Source organism: Pseudomonas syringae pv. tagetis, from assembly GCF_022557255.1.
GTDB lineage: Bacteria > Pseudomonadota > Gammaproteobacteria > Pseudomonadales > Pseudomonadaceae > Aquipseudomonas > Aquipseudomonas caricapapayae.
In genome coordinates this window covers 4,626,914-4,647,791 of sequence record NZ_CP092923.1, presented here as the reverse complement: position 1 = coordinate 4,647,791, position 20,878 = coordinate 4,626,914, and the positions used below count along the sequence as shown (strand labels likewise).

Here is a 20,878-nt window from a genome sequence, read left to right as displayed (position 1 = left end):
AAAGCACTCGGGCACCTTGCATAATGCGCAGGCAGGTACCCGGTACACGTCCCTGACAGCACCGGAATCGATGGCGATTCCATCTGCGTCACTGTGTTGCGCTGTGCTCGATGTCTGGTCACAAGGCATTCCTGAGTATCTGCAGATGGGCTACCTGGCGGGTGAATTCGCTGTGTGAGAGGCGCTGCGGCGGACGAGGCCGCAGGGCGTTGCTGATGGCGCTGGTGGGTTGTCGGGTAAGGCGTGAGAGCACCTGCCATTGTTCGGCCACCGCCAGCTGCTCGAAACCGGGATGCAACTGGCGGGCGCGGCGCAGAATGTCCTGTTGCAGGCTCTTGATCAGCGTCTGCTGCCCGCTGCGTCTGCGCAGAAATTCGGCGCTGGCGCGCAGATGCTCGGTCAGTTGTCGACGCGCAAGCGGGTCGGGCCGACGCACCGGGCCTTCGCGCAGGGCGATGTGCCAGAGGCCCAGGCCGATCAGCAGCGCCAGGGTCAGCAGCGCCTGAGGGTAGTTGCGTACCAGCAGGGTCAGCAGGTTGTCGTGTTCGGTTTGCAGCACCAGGGTTACTTCGCTGCCTTGCGTCAGATACCAGAGCAACCAGGCATTGTCATACGTGCCGATCGATCGGGCTTTCCACAGGTTGGCGTCAGTCACAACGGTAATCAGCCCGTTGCCACGGCTTATTTGCAGCAAATGTGTGGCTTCGGCGCTGTTCGCCCAGGACTGTGCGTGATCTTCCGGGTCTTCCAGATGAAACGCCGGATCGAAGCTCATGTACGCCGGGGCATTTTCGTTTTCTAGATAGAGGCGGGTCAGCTCGGGCCAGGGCACCTTTTTGCGTCCGGGTGCGGGTGTCATCAGAGGGATCGGCAGCAGGGGCTGAGCATCGTTCAGCTGTCGCTCCCGCGCATTGATGTCCGTGGTGAGGTACTGATGGATCTCTAGTCTGTCCAGCAGCAGATCGCCGCTGCGGCCTTTTTGCTCGTCCCAGAGTTGCTCGGCCACGAACAGCAGGTGTCCGCCCGATTCGGCCCAGTTCAACAGCCGTTCGGTTTGTGCAGGGGTCATGTCTGCCCGGTCGTCGAGCAGCAGCAGGGTCTGTGCGCTCCGACTCGGATCGGGAAGTTCAGCCAGGGTGTCGGTGGTGTTCACGGTAACGGACAGCCCACGCAGGAAGTGTTCGGCTGCGAGCCAGGGATTGGCCTTTGCCTGCGGGGAGGGGCCCTGATCGACGGTTTTCTCGTAGCGTTCCAGGTGACGGCTCAGGTAAAGCCCTGCGCCTGTCAGCAGTAAGAGGGCCAGCAGCCCGATCAGTATTCCGCTGCGGCGGCTCATGCCTGCACCGCCGAATTGAACAGACGGCGCCAGCCATCGCAGAGTTCCTGCCGGGCATGGGCCGGTGGCAGGCGATGGCCGTAGGCGAGGTTTTGCCAGTGTAGAGTCAGGTTATGGCTGAATTCGTTGAGCAGCGGCTGGTTCAGCGAAGCGATGCGCTCCAGTACCTGGCTTTCGGTGTCGGCCTTTTTCAACGGCAAACGGTAGTCGCTCATCAAGCGGCTGAGCAGCGCGCGGTACAACAGGCTCAGGGCCTCGCGAGGCTGGCTGCTCCAGAGCCGTTCTGCCTGGTCCGCGACATCGTCAGGCAGGCTTTCGGCATTCACTTGCAGGCCGAATAGCTGCTCGGGGGCCGGGCGGGCAGCGTTTGTCGAGTCGGCCTTGCGACTTGCGAACGTCTTGAGCCAGTCCCTGTAATGCCAGATCACCAGGCCGGCCAGACCGATGACCACACCCCACAACAGCATCTCGATCAGGCTGGCCAGGGCACTTGCCGCCCGAAGCAACCGGTTGAGCCAGGCGATCAGCCAGCTCTGGTCATGCACCTTCCCCGCTGCAGGCCGGGTTGTCTGTTGTTCGGGAAAGCGCCAGCCTGTTTCGGTCTTGAGATTTCTGAAGGGCGGTTGTTGCAGTACGCTCTGAATCTGGCTTCGGGCCGCTTCGCTGGTCAGTGTCTGGCGGGTCAGGCGCGGCGTGTCGGGTGGTGCCAGGGGCGAGTCAGGTTCTGCGCCGCTGGTATCAGGCAGCGGGCAGCTATAGCTTTGTTGATCGGCCCAGGCCGGGGCTGGTGCTGCGGAAAGCATCACACCCACGCCGATCAGCAGCGCATAGGCACTGCCGATCAGGCGCTGGCGCAGGCGTCTGAAAACCAGCTCGATGTCCCAGGCTTCAAGGACCGTACGGCGATTGAGGTACAGGGTGAAGCCGCAGGCCACGTAGACAGGTTCCCAGAGTATCAGCGCCAGGGCGTAGAAAAGATTGGTCAGGTGGTCGATCCACAGCCACTGGTTTTCGACGTCGAGCAGGTTCATCCAGTGCCAGTCGATCTGGATCTGCTGCGGAATGAAGGCGTAAAGCAGGATCAGCAGCCCTATCCACAGTGAGTATTCCAGATGTGCGCCGACGATGGTGAGCAGCCGCGCGGCGCGCAGGTCCTTCTGGCTCAACAGGCTGATGCGCAGGGCGCGCTCCGTACCGGCCAGATGTTCCAGTTGCTGCACCGGTAACTGGAAGCTGCGACTCAGACAAAGCCTTCGCCATAACAGGCTGGGCAACAGTTGATCTTTCAAGGTGGCTGGCCAGGCCTTGAGTGCTTGTCCGAGCGTAGGTGCTGCGCCAAACAGTGACTGCGACAGGATGAGCAGCGGCAAGCGTTCGAACGCTGGCTTGAGCCACCAGAACAGCAGAATCGCTGCCGAGGGATAATCCCAGAGCAGCGCACTGAGCAGGCAGAAAAAGGGCAGGGTGACGATTGCCCAACTGCTCATCAGCACACTGCGGTGCCGGCCCGCGAGCAGCACGCCAAGGTCGATGGCTTCCCAGGGGGATCGAGGACGTATGGCGACGTTCGACTCAGTCAGGCGCATGAGGTTTACGTCCTGCCAGGGTCAGGTAGGCGGCAACCAGCGCCCATAAGGCGGCACCGGTGAGGTACTTGAGCAGCGGCCCGGGCCAGGTCATCGATGACCAGTAAGCCTCGATGAATGCGGCAATCAGCAGAAACAGGATGACCCCGCCGACCAGTTGCACGCTGGTCCTGGCGGCATTGCGCAGCGCGGCACTGCGCATCAGTCTTCCAGGGGCCAGCAAGGCCCATCCCAGCTTCAGACCTGCCGCGCCGGCCAGGGCGATGGCGGTCAGTTCGAAAGCACCGTGACCGATGACGAACGTCCAGAATGTCTGCCCGAAACCGATGTCGGTCAGGTGGCCTGCAATGGCACCAGTCATCAACCCATTGAACAGCAGGAAAAACACGCTGCCCAGACCGAACAGCAAACCGCTGGCGTAGGTCTGAAAGGCGATGCCGATGTTGTTCATGATGTAATAGCCGAACATCATCCAGTCCGCGTCGGAGGCCCGCTCGACGGGTTGGCCGATCCGGCTGGCCGACGGGTCATACATGCTCTGCATGTCGGCCAGTTGCCCGGCGCTGACGATGCTGTAGACCAGTTGCGGAAAGGCGTAGACCAGCAGTCCCATGCCGATCAGGCTGCCGAAAAACAGCACGCTGGCAACCAGCACGAAACGCCACTCGGCGCGCACCAGTCGTGGAAAACCACCCAGAATGAAGCTCAGCAGTCTGGCCAGCGGAGCGCTACGGTGACGGTAAAGTTGCTGGTGGCCGCGCATGGCCAGTTGATGCAAGGGGTCGATCAGATGGCTGCTGTAGCCACGCTCCTGTGCCAGTGCCAGATGGTGACAGATGCGCCGATAGTCGCCGGGAAATGTTTCGCAGCCGTGAGCATCGGCCTTGCCGTTTTCAAGCGCATCAAGGCGTTGCCCAAAGCGTTGCCACTCATCCTGATGGCGGGTTTCAAAAAGGCTCTGCTTCATTTCGGCCCCAACAGATGGCGGGCGATGCCGTTGACATGAACGACCGCCCTGTCGTCAGGGATTTGCAAGGGCTCGGCAAGAATCGCCGCCAGTTCCTGAGTTCGCGCGCTGGACAGTTCGCTCTGTCGCTCCGCCAGACCGAGTACAGCACGCTGCTCATCCACATGCAGGGCAAAGGGCACAATCACCGGTTCTGCCTCTGGCAGGATGGGGCGGGCTACGGGGCGGTCACTGTAGATCACCAGTGTCCCGGCCGCGAGATCACCCAGCCGTTTGAACAATGGATGGCTCAGGCAACTGATCGCCCCCAGCCCGTAGCCGAGAGGAAGCATGTCGACAAAACGCAGCAGATTGCGTATCAGCGACGCGGACCAGTCTACAGGGGGGCCGTCGTCGTGAACCACCCGTAGCCCGAGCACTCGCTTCCCGGGTGTGCGCCCCTGATTCAGCACTTCAAACAGCACCATGTACCACCAGTTCACCAGAAAGAACACGATGGCGGCCAAGCCCATGCCGAGCTTGTCAAACCACTGCAGGAGCAAAAAGAACACACCGATGAGGGCTGCGCGAATTGCGAAGTCGATACCGAATGCCAGTGCACGCGCAACCAGGCCGGCAGGGCGAAGAACCATGTCGATGCCTTCCGGCGTCTCGATTTCGATGCGGGTGTCCAACGGCGTGGGCAGCGCTGCATTCCTTGGCAAAGCGGGAAGGGGGTACATTGTCGGGAGGGCGCGCCTGAAAACGAAAACTGATGCTAGCTACCGCAGCAGAGCTAAGCAACCGACCATTCAATACGCGGGCTGTAAGAAAACATTTCCCGGTACGCCCGATATTACCCGATTAGCCAATGGCGCTTGTCACGGCCTACACTTCGCGGGTCTTTTGTTCAGGATCAGCCCGTGACTTCCAGCATTTTCTGGTACGACTACGAAACCACCGGTATCAACCCGCGCAACGATCGTGCGCTGCAGGTGGCCGGTATCCGCACGGATACCGAACTCAATGAAATTGCGCCTCCGGTCAATCTGTACTGCCAGCTCAGCGATGACATTCTGCCCCATCCTGCTGCGTGCGTAATTACTGGAATCACGCCGGTTACGCTGGCAGAAAAAGGCTTGTGCGAGGCGGATTTCATGACACGTGTACATGCCGAGCTTTCTGCGCCGGGTACATGTGGCGCGGGTTACAACACCTTGCGTTTCGATGATGAAGTCACACGTTACAGTTTTTATCGCAACTTCTTCGATCCTTACGCTCGCGAGTGGCAGGGCGGTAACAGTCGCTGGGATCTGATCGACGTTGTACGCGCGGCCTATGCACTGCGCCCCGATGGCATTGTCTGGCCAGAACAGGACGGTCGGGTCACTCTCAAACTCGAGCGCTTGACTGCAGCAAATGGCATCGATCATGGACAGGCCCATGACGCGTTATCCGATGTGCGTGCAACGATTGCTCTGGCGCGCCTGATTCGCGAGAAACAGCCGAAGCTTTACGACTACCTGTTCGCACTGCGCAGTAAACAGAAAGTCCAGGAACAGGTTCGCCTGATGGAGCCTCTGGTGCATATTTCGGGACGCTTTTCTGCCGCACGCAATTACCTCGGCGTGGTGCTGCCGCTTGCCTGGCATCCCCATAACCGCAACGCGCTGATCGTGTGCGATCTGCACCTGGATCATTCACCGTTGTTGCAGGACGACGCCGAAATACTCAGGCAGCGTTTATATACCCGGCGTGACGCGCTGGCGGAAGGCGAATTGCCGGTGCCGCTCAAACTATTGCATATTAATCGTTGCCCGGTGATCGCCCCGCTGGGCGTGCTGCGCAGTGAAGATCAGCAGCGGCTGCAACTGGACATGGCAGGCTATCAGGCACGCGTAACACAGTTGAGTGACAGCCGGGAAGTTTGGCAGGATAAACTGCAGGTCCTTTACGGCAAGGACGATTTTGCGGTAAGTGAAGATCCCGAACAGCAGTTATATGATGGCTTTATCGGTGACCGTGATCGTCGATTGTGCGAGCAAGTTCGGCAGGCCGAGCCCGAACAACTGGCGCGTGACGCGTGGCCGTTTGATGATGCGCGGTTGCCTGAATTGTTATTCCGGTACCGCGCTCGTAACTTTCCTGACACCTTGAGCGGCGAAGAGCAGGCGCGGTGGCAAGACTTCTGTCGGCAGCGGCTGAGCAACCCGGAGTGGGGCGCGCCCAATACCCTGAGTGACTTTACGGCGGCGCTGGCTGAATGCTCTCTTAGTGCCGTGCCAGAGCAGTTGGAGGTGTTGCGGCAGTGGCAGGATTACGCGCAGGGACTGAGTAAACGTCTGGGTGTATAAATAACGGACAATAAAAAACGCCAGCAGGCTGGCGTTTTTGCAATCGCAATAAAACGCGATTTCTTGAAGCTTAGCCCAGCAGGGTGGCCCAGCTTTCAACGTCGTCGCTGCCCCACTTGGCTTTCCACTCTTTCAGCGTCTTGTGGTTGCCACCTTTGGTTTCGATGACTTCACCGTTGTGTGGGTTCTTGTATTGCTTGACCTTGCGAGCGCGTTTGGTGCCGGCAGGTTTAACAGCGCCACCACGAGGGGCCTTGTTTACCTTGGCATCCGGATCCAGCATAGCAATGATGTCACGCAGCGACTTTTGATACTCGCCCATCAGCGTACGCAGTTTGCCTTCGAATTCCAGCTCGGTTTGCAGTTTGTCGTCTTGCGACAGGTTCTTCAAACGGGCTTGCAGTTCTTTGATGGCTTCTTCTGTGGCGCGGTATTCGTTGATCAGGGACATGAGGAGACCTTATGTTGTGAGGGTTGCAGGGATACAGTGGGGCAATAATAGTCACTGTAAATGAGCAAGTAAACATTAAATAAAAGTTTTATTTGAATTATTTAGCAATATACACGCGTCCTACAGACGTCTGAACTAGGCGTGCCCCCGTCCTCCCTGAAAAGACCCTCGCTATAAAGCCCTCCTTAATATAGGTCTTGTTTAGCGCTGCGCTGCGTAGACGCGGATACTGGCAAGGTGCAATCTTTCCCCTTTTCGGTGTCCTTTTTCAGGGGCTGCATTCAGGCAACAGAGATACTGCAGTTTTGCTGCGCAGCCGCTAGAATAGCGGCTTTGCGAAGTTCTGGAGTTTCCCCCAATGCGCACTTTTCGTCTGGTGATTGCTTGCCCGGACCGTGTAGGCATCGTTGCCAAAGTCAGTAACTTTCTGGCGTCCCATAACGGCTGGATCACCGAAGCGAGTCATCATTCGGACAATCTCAGCGGCTGGTTTTTCATGCGTCACGAGATACGTGCCGACACCCTGCCTTTTGATCTGGACGGGTTCCGTGAGGCCTTCACGCCGATTGCCGAAGCGTTTTCGATGGACTGGCGCATCACCGACTCGGCGCAGAAGAAGCGCGTCGTGCTCATGGCAAGCCGCGAATCGCACTGTCTGGCCGACCTGCTGCACCGCTGGCACAGTGACGAACTCGACTGCGATATTGCCTGCGTGATTTCAAACCACCAGGACCTGCGCAGCATGGTCGAGTGGCATGACATTCCTTATTACCATGTTCCGGTGGACCCGAAAGACAAGGAACCTGCATTTGCCGAAGTCTCGCGTCTGGTCGGGCATCATCAGGCGGACGTTGTGGTGCTGGCGCGCTACATGCAAATCCTCCCGCCACAACTGTGCCGTGAATATGCTCACCAGGTCATCAACATTCACCACAGCTTCCTACCGTCCTTCGTCGGTGCCAAGCCTTATCACCAGGCGTCGTTGCGCGGCGTCAAGCTGATTGGCGCGACCTGTCACTATGTCACGGAAGAACTTGATGCCGGTCCGATCATCGAGCAGGACGTGGTACGTGTCAGCCATCGTGACAGCATCGAAAACATGGTGCGCTTCGGTCGCGACGTTGAAAAAATGGTATTGGCTCGCGGTCTGCGTGCTCATCTGGAAGACCGTGTCCTGGTACACGACAACAAGACAGTTGTCTTCGACTGATCTATCTTTTCGGGAGTGTGCCCCTCGCGCTCCCGACTCTGCCCGTCGGCAATGGTGTAACACCCAAGGTGAAAGCCCGTGACCGATCCTCTCGATAAAGCCACATCCACCGCCCCTGCAACGCTTGGCGAAGGCTGCCTGAGCCGTTATGACCCTGCGGCACTGACTGCGGAAAACGGTGCTGATTTTGAGGGCGCTGCCGCATTGTGGCGCGAGTTGCAGCAATCGGACGTAGCCGATGAAAGGCTTGTGGGGACGGGAGCGGAAGGGGAGGAGTGAATCAAACCTTTGTGGCGGTGCAGAAACCTGCACCGCCACAAGGGCTCTGAATCAGGCCAGAGCCTTGGAGGCCAGCCAGAACAGGGCTGCGGACAGGGCGACCGTTGCAGGCAGGGTCAGCACCCAGGCCAACAGGATGGTACGAACGGTTCCGCCTTGCAGACCGCTTTTGTTGGCGACCATGGTTCCGGCAACACCTGATGACAGAATGTGCGTGGTGGAAACCGGCAGACTGAACACGTTGGCCAGGCCAATGGCGCAGGCAGTAGTGATTTGTGCCGACATGCCTTGTGCGTAGGTCATGCCCTGCTTGCCGATCTTCTCGCCGATAGTCAGTACCACGCGTTTCCAGCCGACCATGGTGCCGATGCCCAGCGCCAGCGCGACTGCCAGGATCACCCAGAACGGTGCGTACTCGGTGGTGGTGGTCAGGTCCTTGCGAAGTTTCTCCAGGTCGGATTTTTCACGCGCCGACAGGTCTGGAAGTTTGCCGACCTTGCGGGCGGTGTCGTCCAGGCACAACAGATAACGGCGTACTTCGATGCGGCTTTCAGGGGCCAGAGCGTGGTAGTCGGACACGCCTTTCAAGCGGTCGAGCAACGCATCGATGGTCGGTTCGGTCTGCTTCGGATTGCAGGCAGAGCTGGACGGCAGGTCGCCTTTTTCGGCTTTACCCATGGCCAGATATTCGCCCAGCGTGCTGCTGTTGCGCTGATAGAACTGGCTCAGATGCTGGGTCGCATCGCGGGTACGTTCGATCTGATAGGTCGTGCTGGTAAGGTCGAGTACGAACTGGCTGGGCACGATACCGATCAATACCAGCATGATCAGGCCGATGCCTTTCTGGCCGTCATTCGAACCATGTACGAAGCTGACCGCCATTGCGGAGATGACCAGCACCAGACGATTCCAGAACGGAGGGTGCTTCTTGTCGTCCAGCTTGCGGCGCTGGTCCGGAGTTTTATGCATCTTCGACTGCGGGCGCCACCATTTCAGTGCAACCAGTACCAGCCCCGCGACGATAAAGCCAGCCAGTGGCGAGAACACCAGCGAAGCGCCGATGTCGATCGCTTTCTGCCAGTTGACGCCATCGGCCAACGGGATTCCGTTGATCAGCGCATTGGCCAGACCCACGCCGAGTATCGAGCCGATCAAAGTGTGCGAACTGGAAGCCGGGATGCCGAAGTACCAGGTACCGAGGTTCCAGGTAATGGCCGCCGCCAGCAGCGAGAACACCATGGCCAGCCCGTGGCCGGTGTTGACGTTGATGAGCAGCTCGACCGGCAGCAGATGGACGATGGCGTAGGCAACACCCACACCGCCCAGCAATACGCCGAGGAAGTTGAATACACCAGAGAAGAACACGGCCAGATGAGGCGGCATGGCCTTGGTGTAAATGACTGTCGCCACCGCATTGGCGGTGTCATGAAAGCCGTTGATGAACTCGAAGGTGAGGACAAAAGCCAGGGCAAGCAACAGGCTCACAAGCACCCAGGCATCAAGCCCGCTGAATAAATCGATCATGTAGGTTTTCTGACCGGGTCTGAAGGGGGCGCGATTATGACAGAAAAAATACCGAACGACTTGTCGTCACTGCGAGGTGTCGCCTCAAGCCAAAAAAAAGACGCATGAACGCCGCCCCGTTGAATACTCTTTGTGGCCGTCTGGCGTTTTGTTCCGGGTGCTGGAAGGCAGAGATGAGCGGGCGCGGGATCATGAGACCCGCGCTGTCATGGCTCTTCTTTCAGGCCTTCTTCCATTTTTTGCAATTCTTGCTTGAACGCTTGATCCAGCAGGCTGGCTCTTTTGCGCCAAGGCTTGCGTTCCGGTTCTGGTTGCGCGGCGTAGGTAGTGATTTCACCGCCGTAGACATCCTTGTAACGTTGTTCCTGGCGCTCAAGTTCCGCGCGCAGTTCATCTTTAGTCACTGTAATACCTGATCGAGTCAAATGGGCTCTGGTGATGACGCAGAACAGTGCAAGTATGTTCACTCCAGTCGGGCTGTATACCAGATACAGTCAGAGGCCTGATCGGGCGAATGCGCGAAAAGATTGCTGGACATCCTGTTATTGTCTGCGGCTACGTGCACCAGAGAAACAACTGTCGTAGCGACATGTGTGTGATTCAAGCGCTGGGCTCGAGCTGGCGGGCTTGCCTGTGTTCTCGCCGCGACGGTGGTGCACCGCGACAGCGCGTCGACACGATGATCAAGGCGTAATCGGGTAGACGGATCAATCGCTGTGAGGGTAATGCCAGCCAACTGAGGGGTACTATCGCCAAGAAGTTCTGTTACGTCAACAACAGAGGTTGAATGAGTTCACATGTCTGGTTTTTTTGTACGATTGTTCCGAAGTTTGAGTGAGGCATTTATATGACGGAACTTTTATAAGACACTTTTTACCCACCTGACGACAGAGCGCCGACCCTCGTGTTCAGAGCGCTTTATATGCGGTGCGTTCGGAGTTGTGAGGCGATGGAGAAAAAACGGGGCGGTTTCACGCGTGCAAGGCATTTTCACAATGAAAACGGCCTTGCTTGGTGAGCAAGGCCGCTGCCTTGGACTTCTCAGTGGGTACCTGACCAGTAATTTCCAAGAAGTCACTTCGTGGCAGAGGTAAAGGTATAAGTATATTTACGGTGGGTCAATTGCGATTATCGGCCACCTGTTCGATAATCGCACAAGCAGGGTGCGTGTCGTTGCCTCCAACAGACCTGAAACCTGCGTACTACAGGGCCTGAAAGGGAGTGACAGAGGGTGCGTCAATGAACGATGAACTGCGTAAATCTTTTGCCTCATTGGCACCGCCCATCGTGGCGTCGCCCGCCAGGCGAATACAGGCACTGACCGGCGACCCGGATTTCATGACGTCGCTGGCGCGGGGACTGGCTGTCATTCATGCGTTCCAGGAGCGCAAGCGGCACTTGACCATCGCGCAGATCAGCCACCGGACGGAAATTCCCCGAGCGGCTGTGCGGCGCTGCCTGCACACATTGATCAAGCTGGGTTACGCGACCACTGATGGCCGCACGTATTCCCTGCTGCCCAAAGTGCTGACGCTGGGTCATGCCTATCTGTCATCGACGCCTCTGGCGACGTCCTCGCAGCCTTATCTGGACCGTATGAGCGACCAACTGCACGAGGCATGCAACATGGCCACGCTGGAGGGCGACGATATTCTTTATATAGCGCGCTCTGCGACCACACAGCGATTGATCTCGGTTGACCTCTCCGTAGGCGGACGCCTCCCGGCGTACTGCACGTCCATGGGGCGAATCCTGCTGGCTGCGCTGGATGACGTGTCGCTGCACGAATACCTTGACCATGTCGATCTGCAGCCCAAGACCAGTCGTACAATCCGCACGCCGGAAGCGCTGCTTGAATGCCTGCAACTGGTTCGTCAACAAGGTTGGTGTATTGTCGATCAGGAACTGGAGCAAGGGCTGCGCTCGATTGCCGTACCGGTTTATGATGCGTCGGGCCAGGTGCTGGCCGCGCTGAATGTCAGTACCAGCGCCGGGCGTGTGGCGCGGAGCGAGCTTGAACAGCGCTTTCTGCCCATCATGCTCGACGCCAGCCGCGACCTGAGCACCCAGTTGTTCACCTGACCGAGTGAACCCGGCTGGTCAGGCGGTTCTGATCAGCTGAATTTGTTCGATTACCGAACGGTTAGTCGATTATCGGATTGTTTGCCCGTCTGCTCAGGCATAACCTCATTTTCATTCCGGCGCAGGTCTTCGCGCCGATCATTGAACGTGATGTTGGGTTCGGAGCACCTCATGGCAGACATTCTTTCTTTGCGCGATGCGGTGAAGCAACTGGTCAACGATGGCGACACCGTTGCACTGGAGGGCTTCACTCATCTGATCCCCACGGCCGCCGGCCATGAAATCATCCGTCAGGGTAAAAAAGACCTGACCCTGGTGCGCATGACTCCTGACCTGATCTACGACCAGTTGATCGGTGCAGGTTGTGCGAAACGTCTGATTTTTTCGTGGGGCGGCAACCCAGGCGTTGGCTCCTTGCACCGTCTGCGCGATGCCGTTGAAAAGCAGTGGCCGCGCGCGATGGAAATTGAAGAGCACAGCCATGCCGATCTTGCCAATGCCTACGTGGCGGGTGCGTCGGGCCTGCCGTTCGCAGTGCTGCGCGCTTATGCAGGCTCTGACCTGCCCAGGGTCAACCCGCTGATCAAGACCGTAACCTGTCCGTTTACCGGGGAAGTATTGGCTGCTGTGCCTTCAGTACGCCCGGACGTGACCGTGATTCATGCACAAAAAGCCGACCGCAAGGGCAACGTCCTGTTGTGGGGCATTCTGGGCGCGCAGAAAGAGGCCGCGCTGGCTGCGAAGCGTTGCATTGTGACCGTGGAAGAAATCGTCGACGACCTGAAGGCACCGATGAACTCCTGTGTGCTGCCAACCTGGGCATTGAGCGCGGTGTGCCTGGTGCCCGGCGGGGCTCATCCGTCCTATGCACACGGGTATTACGAGCGTGACAACCCGTTCTATCAAGCCTGGGACCCGATTGCCCGGGACCGGGAAACCTTCACGGCGTGGATCGATGAGTACATCCACGGCACTGCAGATTTCAGTGAATTCCAGAGCAAGCTGGCTCGCGCTTCGGAGGCCAAATAATGACTTACTCCACCAGTGAAATGATGACCGTCGCCGCCGCCCGTCGTTTGCGCAATGGTTCGGTATGCTTCGTCGGCATCGGTCTGCCGTCCAAAGCCGCGAACCTGGCACGCCTGACGTCAGCGCCGGACGTGGTGCTGATCTATGAGTCAGGCCCGATTGGTGCCAAACCTACCGTGTTGCCGCTGTCGATTGGTGATGGCGAGCTGGCGGAAACCGCGGACACGGTGGTTTCCACCAGCGAAATCTTTCGTTACTGGCTGCAGGGCGGGCGTGTCGACGTCGGCTTTCTCGGCGCGGCGCAGGTGGACCGATTCGGCAATATCAACACCACCGTGGTCGGTGATTATCACCATCCCAAAGTGCGGCTGCCGGGCGCTGGTGGCGCGCCGGAAATCGCCGGATCGGCCAAGTCGGTGCTGATCATTCTCAAGCAGTCGGCGCGTTCGTTCGTCAACAAGCTGGATTTCATTACCTCCGTCGGCCACGGCGAAGGCGGCGATTCGCGTAAGCGCCTGGGTTTACCCGGTGCCGGTCCGGTGGGGATCATCACCGACCTGTGCATCATGGAGCCGGAAGCCGACACCAACGAGTTCGTCGTGACCACGCTGCACCCAGGCGTGACCCGTGAGCAGGTTATTGCAGCCACGGGTTGGGAAGTCCGCTTTGCCGACACGGTGCTTGTGTCCGAAGAGCCTACCGACATCGAGCTGACAGCGCTGCGTGATCTGGAAGCCCGGACCGCCGCCGCTCATGGCCAGGTTGCAGGAGAAGCGTGATGCGTGAAGTGTTTATCTGCGATGCGATTCGCACTCCCATCGGACGCTTCGGCGGTGGCCTGTCTTCGGTGCGTGCAGACGATCTTGCCGCCGTGCCGATCAAGGCATTGATGGAGCGCAACCCCTCGGTCAACTGGGAAGAGATCGACGAGGTGTTCTTCGGCTGTGCCAACCAGGCGGGTGAGGACAACCGCAACGTTGCGCGAATGGCAGCACTGTTGGCGGGGCTGCCGGAAAACGTTCCGGGCGTGACCCTCAATCGCCTGTGTGCTTCCGGTATGGACGCCATTGGTACGGCGTTCCGGGCCATCGCTTCGGGTGAAATCGAACTGGCGATTGCCGGTGGTGTGGAGTCGATGTCCCGTGCGCCCTTCGTGATGGGCAAGGCCGATGCAGCGTTCTCGCGCAGCATGAAACTTGAGGACACCACCATCGGCTGGCGCTTTATCAACCCGGCCATGAAGGCCCGCTACGGTGTGGACTCCATGCCCGAGACGGGCGACAACGTAGCCAGTGATTTCAGGATTTCTCGAGCCGATCAGGACGCTTTCGCCCTGCGCAGCCAGCAACGCACTGCCGTTGCCCAGGCTGCGGGCTTTTTCGAGGAAGAGATTGTGCCGGTGCGGGTGGCGCACAAAAAAGGCGAAACCATTGTCGACAAGGATGAGCATCCGCGCAGCGATACCAGTCTGGAGACTCTGGGCAAGCTCAAACCGGTCAACGGCCCGGACAAAACGGTCACCGCCGGCAATGCCTCCGGGGTCAACGATGGGGCTGCCGCGCTGATTCTGGCTTCGGCCGAGGCCGTCCGCAAGCACGGCCTGACGCCTCGGGCCCGAGTACTGGGCATGGCCAGCGCAGCCGTTGCACCCCGGGTAATGGGCATCGGTCCGGTGCCTGCGGTGCGCAAGCTGGTCGAACGACTGGGCCTGGCGGTGACTGATTTCGATGTTATCGAGCTCAACGAAGCGTTTGCCAGCCAGGGTTTGGCGGTTCTGCGTGAACTGGGTCTTGCGGACGACGCGCCGCAGGTCAATCCCAACGGCGGGGCCATTGCCCTCGGCCATCCGCTGGGTATGAGCGGTGCACGGCTGGTTCTGACTGCGCTGCATCACCTGGAAAAAACCGGAGGGCGCAAAGGCCTGGCAACCATGTGTGTGGGTGTCGGGCAAGGCCTTGCGCTGGCAATCGAGCGTCCATAAAAACCGGCACAGGTATCTGTTCAATGGCCCGGATCAGCGGATTGCCTCCACGAAAGGGCGATCTGCAGGTCCGGGCTGTTGTGCTTGGGTAAGGAGGATGTTACAGATTGTTGCTTATGGATAAATCCGCGTGGGGAAAACAATGACTACAACATCAAACACACCGCATTACACCGGCGAGGAGCGAAGCAAAAGAATCTTCGCGATTGTCGGGGCGTCATCAGGGAACCTTGTCGAGTGGTTCGACTTTTACATCTATGCCTTCTGCGCGATCTATTTCGCACCGGCTTTCTTTCCTTCCGATGATCCGACCGTTCAGTTGCTCAATACCGCAGGTGTCTTCGCCGCTGGCTTTTTGATGCGTCCGATTGGCGGCTGGTTGTTTGGCCGTGTGGCAGACAAGCATGGGCGCAAGAATTCCATGCTGATCTCGGTGACCATGATGTGCGCGGGATCGCTGATCATCGCCTGCCTGCCGACCTACGCATCGATCGGTGCCTGGGCACCGGCCTTGCTGCTGATGGCGCGCTTGCTTCAAGGCTTGTCGGTAGGTGGCGAATATGGCACCACGGCAACGTACATGAGCGAAGTGGCCTTGCGCGGGCAGCGCGGCTTTTACGCCTCGTTCCAGTACGTCACCCTGATCGGCGGTCAGTTGCTTGCGGTATTGACGGTGGTCATTCTTCAGCAGTTTCTGACCACCGAGGAGCTGCGTGACTACGGCTGGCGTATCCCGTTCGTGATCGGTGCGGCCGCTGCGGTCATTGCCTTGCTGCTACGCCGCACGCTGAATGAAACCACAACTGCCGAAAGCCGTAAGGACAAGGACGCTGGCAGTATTGCGGCACTGTTCAAGCATCACGCAGCGGCCTTCATCACCGTGTTGGGTTATACCGCCGGTGGCTCGCTGATTTTCTATACCTTCACTACCTACATGCAGAAGTACCTGGTCAATACCGGTGGCATGGAGGCCAAGACCGCCAGCTATATCATGACCGGCGCGCTGTTTCTGTACATGTGCATGCAGCCTTTCTTCGGCATGCTGGCGGACCGCATCGGCCGTCGCAATTCGATGCTCTGGTTCGGCGCGCTGGGTACGCTGTGTACGGTGCCGATCCTGATGACGCTGAAAACCACGACCAACCCGTTCATAGCGTTTGCGCTGATTACCCTGGCGCTGGCAATTGTCAGTTTCTACACGTCGATCAGCGGGCTGGTCAAAGCCGAGATGTTTCCACCTCAGGTCCGTGCGCTGGGCGTCGGTCTGGCGTATGCAGTGGCCAACGCGGTGTTCGGCGGCTCTGCCGAGTTTGTTGCACTGAAACTCAAAAGCGCCGGAATGGAGAACAGCTTCTACTGGTACGTGACAGCGATGATGGCTGTCGCATTTCTGTTCAGTCTGCGCCTGCCCAGGGAGCCGAAGTATCTGCATCAGGATCATTGATCGCCGCTTTGTTGCGGCCCTAAAAAAACCCACCTGATCAGGTGGGTTTTTTATGCGCTGCAATCAGAACAGTTGAACCGAAGGTTTCTCCTTGGAGATGGTTTCGGTCTGTCCGGTTCTTTCATACCAGCCGCCGCCGAGGGCCTTGTACAGGTTGACCTCGCTGGTCAGCTGCGACAGGCGATCGGTGATCAGCGTTTGTTGTGCGCTGAACAACGAGCGCTGGGCGTCGAGGAAGGTCAGGTTGCTGTCGATACCGATCCGGTAGCGACGCTCGGCCAGACGGTAGTAGTCCTGGTTGGCTGCAACGAAGTCACGCTGTGCCTGGAGCTGCTCGTCGTAGGTCTTGCGCGAGGCCAGTCCGTCGGACACTTCCTGGAAAGCGGTCTGAATCGCTTTCTCGTAGTTGGCGACGCTGATTTCCTTCTGGATTTTCGAATAATCCAGGCTGGCGCGCAGGTTGCCGGCGTTGAAGATAGGGATGTTGATGCTCGGCTGGAACAGCCAGGTTCCCGAGCCTCCCTTGAACAGGCCGGACAACTCGGTGCTGCTGGTCCCGGCACTGGCCGTCAGGCTGATGCTGGGGAAGAACGCTGCGCGTGCTGCACCGATATTGGCGTTGGCAGCCTTGAGCGTATGCTCGGCCTCCAGAATGTCCGGGCGACGCTGCAGCAGGTCGGACGGCAGGCCTGCCGGCATTTCGGTCAGCATGTCGGAATCGAGCAATTGGCTGGCCGGCAGGTTGTCGGGCAAACCGGTGCCAAGCAGCAGCACCAGGCCGTTTTGATCCTGGGCCACCAGACGTTGGTATTGGGCCAGTTTGGCACGCGCGCTTTCAACCGCGGTGCGCGACTGGCTCAGGTCCAGCGCCGAAGAAACACCGACTTCATTGCTGCGCGAGGTCAGGCGATAGCTTTCTTCATAGGTCTTGAGGGTGTCCTGCGTCAGCTTGAGCAGTTCCTTGTCGGCCTGCCAGGTCAGGTAGGCATTGGCAACGTTGGCCACCAGACTGATCTGAGTGCTGCGACGCGCTTCTTCACTGGAGAAGTAGGTCTCCAGCGCCTGCTCGCTGAGGCTGCGCACCCGGCCAAAGAGGTCCAGCTCGTACGAGCTGACACCCAAAGCGGCAGAATAGCTGCTGGTGATGCGGGACTCGCCGGTTTGCGACTGGTCTGCAGGCACGCGCTGACGGGTGCCGCTACCGGTGGCCGAAACAGCAGGGAACAGGTCCGAGCGCTGAATACGGTACTGGGCGCGGTACGCGTCGATGTTCAGCGCCGCAACCCGCAGGTCACGGTTGTTGAGCAGCGCAGTCTGAATCAGCTGTTGCAGCGCCGGGTCATTGAAAAAGTGCCGCCAGCCTTGCTCCGCAGCGGCCATTTTGGCGCCTTCGACCGGCGAGTACGCCGGTCCTTGCGGATATTGTGCAGCGACCGGGGCTTCCGGCTGCTTGTACTCGGGGATCAAAGAGCAGCCGCCGAGAATGAACGCGGTAACTGCAAGAGAGATCAATGACTTGCTCATTGGCCAGCCTCATCGTGTGAAATATGTTTCTGCTTGCCCTTGAAGAGCCCTGAAACCGAGACGAAGAACAGGGGCACCCAGAAGATCGCCAGAATAACTGCGGTGATCATACCGCCGATTACGCCTGTACCGATCGAATGCTGACTACCCGAACCTGCGCCCGTGGAAATCGCCAGCGGCACAACACCAAGGATGAATGCCATGGACGTCATGATGATCGGGCGCAGACGCATGCGGCAGGCTTCGATCGCCGAGTCGACCAGGCTCTTGCCCTGTTCGTGAAGCTCTTTGGCGAACTCGACGATCAGAATGGCGTTCTTCGCCGCCAGCCCCACCGTCACCAGCAGTCCGACCTGGAAGAACACGTCGTTGGACAGACCGCGCAAGCTGGTTGCCATCAGCGCACCGATGACCCCTAGTGGCACGACGAGGATGACCGCGATCGGGATCGACCAGCTTTCATACAGCGCCGCCAGACAGAGGAACACAACCAGCAAGGACAGCGCATAAAGGGCAGGGGCCTGGGAGCCGGACAGACGCTCCTCGTAAGACAGACCTGTCCACGAAATACCGATACCTTGCGGCAGCTTCTTGGCCAGCGCTTCGACCTCGGCCATTGCCTCGCCGCTGCTGTAGCCTGGGGCTGGCGTACCGAGCACTTCCTCTGCCGCCACGCCGTTGTAGCGCGACAGTTTCGGTGAACCGTAGGCCCACTTGCCACTGGCGAAGGCCGAGAACGGCACCATTTCGCCCGAGCTGTTGCGCACATACCACTTCTTGAGGTCTTCAGGCGTCATACGCGCACCCGCATCGCCCTGGATGTACACCTTCTTCACACGGCCGCGGTCGATGAAGTCATTGACATAGCTGCCACCCAGCGCGATGGACAGTGTGTTGTTGATGTCCGACAGGGTGATGCCCAGCGCACTGGCGCGCTCGTCGTCGATAATCAACTGGTATTGCGGTTCGTCATTCAGTCCGTTCGGACGCACGCCTGCCAGAATCTTGCTCTGGGACGCCATGCCGAGGAACTGGTTACGCGCTTCCATCAGCTTGTCGTGGCCAACGCCGCCCTGATCCTGCAGATAGACGTCGAAACCGGTGGCGTTACCCAGTTCGAGAACCGACGGTGGAACGACCGCGAACACCATTGCGTCGCGCAGGCTGAAGAAATAGCCCTGAGCACGCTTGGCCAGTTCGAAGACACTGTTGTTGGAATCACGTTCTTCCCACGGCTTGAGCATGACAAATGCAATCGCCGAGCTTTGACCGCGGCCCGCAAAGTTGAAACCGTTTACCGAGAACACCGACTTCACTGCGCCGCTTTCCTTGGTCAGCAGGTATTCACGCATGTTGTCGATGACTTCCTGCGTACGTTCGGTCGAGGAGCCCGCCGGGGTCTGGATCTGGGCAAAGATAACGCCCTGATCTTCTTCAGGAAGGAACGCTGCCGGGATCCGCATGAACATCCAGACCATGCCTGCACAGATCAGGATATAACCCAGGTATGCCGGCCACTTGTGCTTGAGCATGTTGCCGACGCCGCGCTCGTAGCTCAGAACGCTACGGTCGAAGGTGCGGTTAAACCAGCCGAAGAAACCGCGTTTGGGCTGGCCGTGGGTCTTCTCGTCGATGGGCTTGAGCATGGTCGCGCAGAGCGCCGGGGTAAAGATCAGTGCCACGACGACCGACAGGGCCATGGCCGAGACGATGGTGATCGAGAACTGTTTGTAGATCACCCCGGTAGAACCACCGAAGAACGCCATCGGCAACAGAACCGCCGACAGCACCAGCGCGATGCCGACCAGCGCGCCCTGAATCTGAGTCATGGATTTGATCGTGGCGTCGCGCGGAGAGAGCTTTTCTTCCTCCATGACCCGCTCGACGTTTTCCACCACCACAATCGCATCGTCCACCAGCAAGCCGATGGCCAGCACCATACCGAACATGGTCAGGGTGTTGATGGTGAAGCCGAAGGCGGCAAGGATGCCGAACGTACCCAGCAATACGACCGGCACTGTCATGGTTGTAATGACGGTGGCGCGGAAGTTCTGCAGGAACAGGTACATCACCAGGAACACCAGCACGATCGCTTCGATCAGGGTGTGGACCACACCGTTGATCGATTCGCTGACGACGGGCGTGGTGTCGTACGGGTAGACGACTTTCATGCCTGGCGGGAAGAACGGTTCCAGCGACGAAACGGTCGCACGGATGGCCTTGGCGGTGTCCAGTGCGTTGGCACCGGTGGCGAGTTTGATCGCCAGACCCGATGCCGGTTTGCCGTCGAACTGCGAGTCGGTGCTGTAGTTCTCTGCGCCCAGGCCGACCGTGGCGACGTCTTTCAGGCGAACCTGCGAGCCGTCGGTGTTGACCTTGAGGAAGATGTTGCCGAACTGCTCGGCGGTCTGCAGACGCGTCTTGCCGATGATTGTGGCGTTCAGTTGCTGGCCGCTGATGGACGGCAGGCCGCCTAACTGGCCGGACGATACCTGAACGTTCTGGGCGGTGATTGCGTCTTTCACGTCCACCGGAGTCAGCTGGAAGTTGTTCAGCTTGGCCGGGTCCAGCCAGATACGCATGGCGTACTGCGAACCGAACACCTGGAAGTCACCGACACCGGAGGTCCGGGAAATCGGGTCCTGCATGTTCGACACGATGTAGTTGGCCAGGTCTTCCTTGCCCATGCTGCCGTCTTCCGACACCAGGCCGATGACCATCAGGAAGTTTTTCACTGCCTTGGTCACGCGGATACCCTGTTGCTGCACTTCTTGCGGCAGCAGCGGGGTCGCCAGGTTGAGCTTGTTCTGCACCTGAACCTGCGCGGTATCCGGGTTGGTGCCCTGATTGAAGGTCGCGGTGATGGTCATGCTGCCGTCGGAGTTACTTTCCGAGCTGACATAACGCAGGTTATCAATACCGTTGAGCTGTTGCTCGATCACCTGCACCACGGTGTCCTGCACTGTCTGGGCGGAAGCGCCCGGATAGGTGACCTGGATACCGATGGCTGGCGGTGCGATGCTCGGGTACTGGTTGATCGGCAGGCTGGAAATCGACAGCGCACCGACCAGCATGATCACGAGGGCAATAACCCAGGCAAAAATGGGTCGATCAATAAAAAATTTCGACATG

17 protein-coding genes are annotated in these 20,878 nt (G+C 58.9%); 8 read left to right on the top strand and 9 right to left on the bottom strand.

Annotated elements, in window-relative coordinates:
• Positions 1-118 precede the first annotated feature (118 nt).
• Genes MME58_RS20600 through MME58_RS20585 form a run of 4 tightly spaced genes read right to left on the bottom strand, consistent with a single transcriptional unit; the run spans position 119 to position 4,611 of the window.
• Entirely contained in the window at positions 119-1,336 is a 1,218-nt protein-coding gene (locus tag MME58_RS20600) for a DUF4350 domain-containing protein (RefSeq protein WP_054986168.1), read from the bottom strand.
• Positions 1,333-2,922, bottom strand: a complete 1,590-nt coding sequence (locus tag MME58_RS20595) for a DUF4129 domain-containing protein (protein WP_055006936.1) — start codon at positions 2,920-2,922, stop codon at positions 1,333-1,335. The genes MME58_RS20600 and MME58_RS20595 overlap by 4 nt, the downstream gene beginning before the upstream one ends.
• Positions 2,909-3,889, bottom strand: a complete 981-nt coding sequence (locus MME58_RS20590; RefSeq protein WP_054986166.1) for a stage II sporulation protein M — start codon at positions 3,887-3,889, stop codon at positions 2,909-2,911. Before MME58_RS20590 ends, MME58_RS20595 begins: the two co-directional genes overlap by 14 nt.
• Complete coding sequence (locus MME58_RS20585; RefSeq protein WP_055004913.1) at positions 3,886-4,611, bottom strand: RDD family protein; 726 nt, start codon at positions 4,609-4,611, stop codon at positions 3,886-3,888. Before MME58_RS20585 ends, MME58_RS20590 begins: the two co-directional genes overlap by 4 nt.
• Positions 4,612-4,791: 180 nt before the next feature.
• Here MME58_RS20585 and sbcB point away from each other — a divergent pair, with 180 nt between their 5' ends.
• A complete protein-coding gene (gene sbcB, locus MME58_RS20580; RefSeq protein ID WP_055004914.1) occupies positions 4,792-6,222 on the top strand; it encodes an exodeoxyribonuclease I in 1,431 nt (476 codons plus the stop codon).
• A 70-nt stretch (positions 6,223-6,292) separates the two neighbouring features.
• On the opposite strand, the gene mvaT is transcribed toward sbcB, so the two are convergent.
• Entirely contained in the window at positions 6,293-6,673 is a 381-nt protein-coding gene (mvaT, locus tag MME58_RS20575) for a histone-like nucleoid-structuring protein MvaT (protein WP_054986163.1), read from the bottom strand.
• A gap of 358 nt (positions 6,674-7,031) precedes the next feature.
• On the opposite strand from mvaT, the gene purU reads away from it, so the two are divergent.
• Positions 7,032-7,883 carry a formyltetrahydrofolate deformylase gene (gene purU / locus MME58_RS20570; RefSeq protein WP_010435617.1) on the top strand — a complete coding sequence of 284 codons (852 nt, stop codon included), beginning with the start codon at positions 7,032-7,034 and terminating at the stop codon, positions 7,881-7,883.
• A gap of 78 nt (positions 7,884-7,961) precedes the next feature.
• Positions 7,962-8,162, top strand: coding sequence for a hypothetical protein (locus tag MME58_RS20565; RefSeq protein ID WP_054986162.1), 201 nt, complete (start codon positions 7,962-7,964; stop codon positions 8,160-8,162).
• 51 nt (positions 8,163-8,213) lie between these two features.
• Here MME58_RS20565 and MME58_RS20560 read toward each other — a convergent pair whose 3' ends face one another.
• Together MME58_RS20560 and MME58_RS20555 are read right to left on the bottom strand one after the other, a co-directional pair.
• Positions 8,214-9,686: an inorganic phosphate transporter gene (locus MME58_RS20560; RefSeq protein WP_054986161.1), complete on the bottom strand. Its 1,473-nt coding sequence runs from the start codon at positions 9,684-9,686 to the stop codon at positions 8,214-8,216.
• Between the two features lie 206 nt (positions 9,687-9,892).
• On the bottom strand, positions 9,893-10,090 hold the full coding sequence (locus MME58_RS20555) for a hypothetical protein (protein WP_002554967.1): 198 nt from the start codon (positions 10,088-10,090) through the stop codon (positions 9,893-9,895).
• Between the two features lie 835 nt (positions 10,091-10,925).
• Here MME58_RS20555 and pcaR point away from each other — a divergent pair.
• The 5 genes from pcaR (at position 10,926) to MME58_RS20530 (ending at position 16,222) form a co-directional block, all read left to right on the top strand.
• Entirely contained in the window at positions 10,926-11,768 is an 843-nt protein-coding gene (pcaR, locus tag MME58_RS20550; RefSeq protein ID WP_054986160.1) for a pca regulon transcriptional regulator PcaR, read from the top strand.
• A gap of 171 nt (positions 11,769-11,939) precedes the next feature.
• Positions 11,940-12,797 carry a CoA transferase subunit A gene (locus MME58_RS20545; RefSeq protein WP_026175054.1) on the top strand — a complete coding sequence of 286 codons (858 nt, stop codon included), beginning with the start codon at positions 11,940-11,942 and terminating at the stop codon, positions 12,795-12,797.
• Positions 12,794-13,576 (top strand): CoA-transferase subunit beta, encoded by a 783-nt coding sequence (locus tag MME58_RS20540; RefSeq protein WP_183139075.1) that lies wholly within the window; start codon positions 12,794-12,796, stop codon positions 13,574-13,576. The genes MME58_RS20545 and MME58_RS20540 overlap by 4 nt, the downstream gene beginning before the upstream one ends.
• Positions 13,576-14,778, top strand: a complete 1,203-nt coding sequence (pcaF, locus tag MME58_RS20535) for a 3-oxoadipyl-CoA thiolase (RefSeq protein ID WP_054986158.1) — start codon at positions 13,576-13,578, stop codon at positions 14,776-14,778. Before MME58_RS20540 ends, pcaF begins: the two co-directional genes overlap by 1 nt.
• Positions 14,779-14,920: 142 nt before the next feature.
• The gene (locus tag MME58_RS20530; protein ID WP_054986157.1) at positions 14,921-16,222 is read left to right on the top strand and encodes an MFS family transporter; all 1,302 of its coding nucleotides are present in this window, start codon (positions 14,921-14,923) and stop codon (positions 16,220-16,222) included.
• 63 nt (positions 16,223-16,285) lie between these two features.
• Here MME58_RS20530 and adeC read toward each other — a convergent pair whose 3' ends face one another.
• Together adeC and MME58_RS20520 are read right to left on the bottom strand one after the other, a co-directional pair.
• A complete protein-coding gene (adeC, locus tag MME58_RS20525; protein ID WP_054986156.1) occupies positions 16,286-17,746 on the bottom strand; it encodes an AdeC/AdeK/OprM family multidrug efflux complex outer membrane factor in 1,461 nt (486 codons plus the stop codon).
• Positions 17,743-20,877 carry an efflux RND transporter permease subunit gene (locus MME58_RS20520; protein ID WP_055004915.1) on the bottom strand — a complete coding sequence of 1,045 codons (3,135 nt, stop codon included), beginning with the start codon at positions 20,875-20,877 and terminating at the stop codon, positions 17,743-17,745. The genes adeC and MME58_RS20520 overlap by 4 nt, the downstream gene beginning before the upstream one ends.
• Between the last annotated feature and the right edge of the window lies 1 nt (position 20,878).